3 protein-coding genes and 2 pseudogenes are annotated in these 4,613 nt (G+C 58.4%); 4 read left to right on the top strand and 1 reads right to left on the bottom strand.

Going from position 1 to position 4,613, the window contains the following annotated elements; genetic code table 11:
• The 3 genes and pseudogenes from AC1DLB_RS27055 to AC1DLB_RS27045 form a co-directional block, all read left to right on the top strand.
• Nucleotides 1-1,160, top strand: a pseudogene (locus AC1DLB_RS27055) (hypothetical protein); the annotation flags it as partial.
• 61 nt (nucleotides 1,161-1,221) lie between these two features.
• Nucleotides 1,222-3,055, top strand: a pseudogene (tssI, locus tag AC1DLB_RS27050) (type VI secretion system tip protein TssI/VgrG).
• Nucleotides 3,056-3,067: 12 nt separating this feature from the next.
• On the top strand, nucleotides 3,068-3,610 hold the full coding sequence (locus AC1DLB_RS27045) for a toxin-antitoxin system YwqK family antitoxin (protein ID WP_477786009.1): 543 nt from the start codon (nucleotides 3,068-3,070) through the stop codon (nucleotides 3,608-3,610).
• Between the two features lie 194 nt (nucleotides 3,611-3,804).
• On the opposite strand, the gene AC1DLB_RS27040 is transcribed toward AC1DLB_RS27045, so the two are convergent.
• Nucleotides 3,805-4,200, bottom strand: a complete 396-nt coding sequence (locus AC1DLB_RS27040) for a DUF4280 domain-containing protein (RefSeq protein ID WP_018929674.1) — start codon at nucleotides 4,198-4,200, stop codon at nucleotides 3,805-3,807.
• A 188-nt stretch (nucleotides 4,201-4,388) separates the two neighbouring features.
• Between AC1DLB_RS27040 and AC1DLB_RS27035 the strand changes: the two genes are divergently transcribed.
• Nucleotides 4,389-4,613 (top strand): phosphotransferase family protein (locus tag AC1DLB_RS27035; protein WP_477786008.1); only part of this gene is annotated, 225 nt, incomplete at its 3' end.

The raw sequence follows: 4,613 nt of genomic DNA, 5'->3' as shown, positions 1-4,613 counted from the left end.
AGGTACGGCGGATATCCAAGTCACTCACCCAACCAGGAAATTACGTCGCCTGGTTTGATACCTCGCATGCCTTAATCGTTGAAAAAATAGTGATTGCCACCGGCATTGGCGCCCAACGTAAACCGCCCAAAATAACAGGAACACCTGCGCCCGGTGTTGAATACTCACAAGTTATCGAAGGTATCGAATTTCTTGAAGACGAGGAGCAACAAGTTCCCAATATTGACCGCGCTATCTACGGCGGTAGCGCCACCGCCGCCTGGGTGGTCGATATTGCCAGCAAACACTCGCCAAAGATGAACTGGCTTGCCCGCCCCGGCGGCTCCGAATTCACGGGAGCAGTACTGCCTGGGGCCAGGAATGCAAAGATCATCAAGCTTTGCGAAACTCACAACCTGCAGTTATTAAAAGAGGTTACCGAGGTCGAATATGTTGGTGAACGGTTGCATATACACGTCAAAGACGAAGATTTCTGTTATATCGCCGATCAGTTCATTTATTCATTAGGCGGGGACGACAACCCTACTGTTACGGATCATATCTATCAGGTAATGGACCCAGACATCAGGGATGACCTTTCTCCTATCCTCGACGCCAGCGGTGCATTAGGCACGCAATACAAAAGTGTATTGGCACTGGGCACCAGTGACAACGGAGTGATGATTGTCGGTGCTGCCACTTACAACTTCACCGCCATGACAGTCAATCCYACCTCAGGAAAACCGGTTCCCACTAAAAAGAAACCGGCACCCATGGCCCATTTACCCTGGAATGCTCAAGTTCCCGATGGTATCGCCGTGGTGGTGGCCAGTATTTCTGCCCTGAACCACTATATTCCCATCAAACAGCGTCTGACACTCAACTATCAGAACACCTATCAGGAATATGCCATTACTGAAAACAACACCAACATAAATCTGGCAGACGCCAACCAATTAGCCGTATTGTTCACCTTAATGTTTGACGAGTTATCGGCCAATCAGATCAACGATCTTGTGATTCGGACCATCATGGCCCGCAGCAGAAAAACCAAGGGTAGCACTGAGGTATTCGGCCTCAGCAAACGCGACTTCTACAACCTTATCAAGTCGAGAATTAGTTTCATATCAGACACTTCAATAGATGAACGCTGCTCATTGGCCGGACTTAAGCTTAGTTGATGCCGCCGCGCCAAGAATGGTTCGCTGCGAAGCTGATTCATTGACCACCTGAGGCTACTTGATGCCCCGCTCCGTCGATGCCACCACCAGCCTTTCCCTCACCGCCGCCTCGCTGTCGGCGCTTTACCCTGAATCCCTTTCCGGCGAAGAGGCCCTCAACCAGCTCGGCTCGCAAATTCTCAACGGCCTCAACGACGGCTCCTCGCTCACCCTGACCACCGCCGTCGCCACCCACGTCACCGCCACCCTGCACAACGACGCCCTCACCCGCCCGCTGGACGCGCTGGTCGCCGAAATCCGACAACTCCCCGCCGACGCCACCGCCGAGCGCTATCAGCTTGTACTAAGGCCATGGCTCTGGTGGCTGACCCTTGCCAGCAACAACCGCGTGTTCCAGAACCTCAGCACTTCAGACATCGTCACCACGATTTTCAAGGCCCACGCCTTCACCGACTTCAAGCTCTCACTCACCGGCAGTTACACCCCGCGCGAATACTGCGTGCAGTACGGCGAAACCGATTTCGCGTTCGTCTCGCGGTTGCTGGAGGAAGAAGGGATTTTCTGGTTTTTCACCCATGAGGACGGCAAGCACACGCTGGTGCTGGGTGACAGTAACGATGCGTTTGTGCCGATTCCCAATGGACCCAAGGTCAGCTATCTCGGCCAGCAACTGGGCGAACGTGAACTGCACGGCATTCGCTCCGGGCAGGTCTGCGTTCAGGCCGTGGCTGGTGTGTATCGGTCGACGGATTATGAATTCACCACCCCGACCACATCGCTGTACGGCCAAGCCGAAGCGGTGGCCGGGCCGCGTTCGATGTATGAGCATCCGGGCGGCTACAACGCCAAGGCGCGCGGCGATGCATTGACCAAGCAGCGGGTCGACGGCTTGCGCAGTCAGGAGAAACGCTTTGTCGGTGAAAGCGACTGCCGCTGGCTGGTGCCGGGGCACTGGTTCACCCTCGCCGGGCACGATGATTCAACGTTGAACATCGATTGGGTAGTGACGGCGGTGACACATGACGCCAGTCACGACAGCTATCGCAATCGCTTCGAGGCAATCCCCAAGGCCACGCCGTACCGCCCGGAACGCATCACCCCCAAACCGCGCATGCACCCGCAAACGGCAATTGTCGTCGGCAAGTCGGGCGAAGAAATCTGGACCGACGAATACGGCCGGATCAAGTTGCAGTTCCCTTGGGACCGCGACGGCAAGAACGACGAAACCAGTTCCTGTTGGGTGCGAGTTGTATTGCCCTGGAGCGGCAAGGGCTTCGGCATGCAGTTCGTGCCGCGCATCGGCCAGGAAGTGATCGTGACCTTTATCGATGGCGATCCGGATCGACCGCTGGTAACCGGCTGCGTCTACAACGGTGACAACGCGCTGCCCCGATGAAACCCTGACCGTGAAGAACGCTCGCACGCGCACGGTGAAGGACGGCGACGAGACCGTGACCCTGGAGAAAGGCAAACGCAGCGTGACCATCCAGACTGGCAGCGACACGCTCGATGTGAAGGACAGCCGCACGGTGACCGTGGGCGCCGACCAGACCCACAGTACCGGTGGCAATTACACGCACAAGGTCACCGGAGATTACAGCCTGACGGTGGACGGCAACCTGACCATCAAGGTGACCGGTACCCTGACCTTGCAAAGCGGCGGCAGTTTTTCGATCAAGAGCGGCGCCGATCTGGCGGCCGAGGCCAGTACGTCGATCAGCCAGAAGGCCGGGACCTCTCTGAGCAATCAGGCTGGCACCTCGCTGGAAAACAAGGCCGGCACGACCATGACCAACGATGCCGGGATCAGCCTGACCAACAAGGGCGCYGCTTCGCAGACCGTGGATGGTGGCGGCATGCTGACCATCAAGGGGGGTCTGGTGCAGGTCAACTGATCAGGAGAAGCCATGGCCATCACGCCGCTGGATTTGCAACAGAACGATAAACAGCTCAAAGGGCGCCTGCTCGATGGCYAGCTCGACGGTGCGCTGCACATCAAGGATGACGGGCGTGCGCAGGCTGATTTGCACTACAGCCACGGCGAGCTGCAAGGCACCACCCTGCTCTACCACCCCAATGGCAAGGTCTCGGCGCAGTTGCCGTTTGTGCGTGACAAGCTGCAGGGGGTTGCCAGTTTCTATGCCCCCGAAGGCAGTCTGCAGCGCAAGGCAACTTATCGCCGAGGGCTGTTGCATGGCGAGGCGTTCAATTACTTTCCCGATGGGCAACTGGCGGAGGTCGAGTTTTACCGCGACGGCGTGCGCGACGGGCGCTATCAACGCTTTCATCCGAACGGCAAGCCGGCCGTCGAGGCTCGATATCTCAACGGTCAATTGCTGGAACCGGAACAGGGCTTCGCCAGCGACGGACGACCATTGGACGCCGACGGCAAGCCGATCTCACGGGTGCGCTGGTGGTTCAGACGCTGGAGCGATCCTTCTCAAGCCTGAGCTCTGTAGCAGCTGCCGAGCAACGCGAGGCCGCGTTCGGCTGCGAAGCAGTCGCAAGTCCGGCTGACGCAGTCTGCCTGATGTACCGCAGTCTCAGGTTTTACGACTGTTTCGCAGCCGAACGCAGCCTCGCAAGCTCGACAGCTGCTACGGCCAAACACAGGCTTCGCCAGCTGCTACAGAGGTTGTGGCGATCAGGGAATCAGCATCTGCATCTGCCCCGGCATCACGATTTTGATCACTCCGGCCCAGTTGCACATCAAGGTGCTGTTGGCATCGATGGCCGGCATGCCGCCCAGCAGCAGGGTCGGCGCGCCGCCAGGGATCCATGGGGTGGCGGTGGCCGGGATGCACGGCATCGGTGTCAGCACGCCAAGTGCCGCGGCGGTGGCGGCCGCGACCATCGGGTTGGCCATGCTCATGCACGTGCCGAACGGCATGACGTTCACCAACGGAATGTGGTCCATGATGTTCGCCGCCGGCATGCCCCCGGTCATTGTGCGGTTCACTGGCAGCACGTTGAGTACCGCCGGCGCCGCGCCGAAACTGCATTGCAGGGTCGCGGTGGCGCAAACTTGCGGACAGCCCATGTTGAATCTCCTTCCTGGAAGCGACGCTCCCTGAACCATAGTCCGCCGCGCCTGTTCGCGCACATCAGGAACGCTGATTATCCGGCAACACGCTAACCTATAAGACCGTGCCGCGCTTGTGGCCACCCCGGCGCGCCATTAGATTAGTCAATGATGTCTGGCCTCCAAAATAAGCAGAAGGGATAAGCATGGCGCTTACTGACCAGTCCACCCGTATCCGCTCTGGCGAAGAACTCGATGCCAGCCTGATCGATCCATACCTCAAGGCSCACATTCCGGGTCTGAGTGGTTTGCCTGTGATCAGCCAGTTTCCGGGCGGTGCGTCGAACCTGACTTACCTGCTGGAATACCCCGAACAGGAATTCGTCCTGCGTCGGCCGCCGTTCGGCCACAAAGCCAAGTCCGCCCACGAC

Source organism: Pseudomonas sp. 05N434 (genome assembly GCF_056396965.1).
The sequence above is the reverse complement of the archived record's forward strand: the minus strand, read 5'-3'. Positions and strand labels throughout refer to the sequence as shown.

What these genes read in the sequence shown, in the direction of transcription:
- AC1DLB_RS27040 (WP_018929674.1), bottom strand. Translation starts at nt 4,200, where the DNA reads ATGGGCTGTCCGCAAGTTTGCGCCACCGCGACCCTGCAATGCAGTTTC.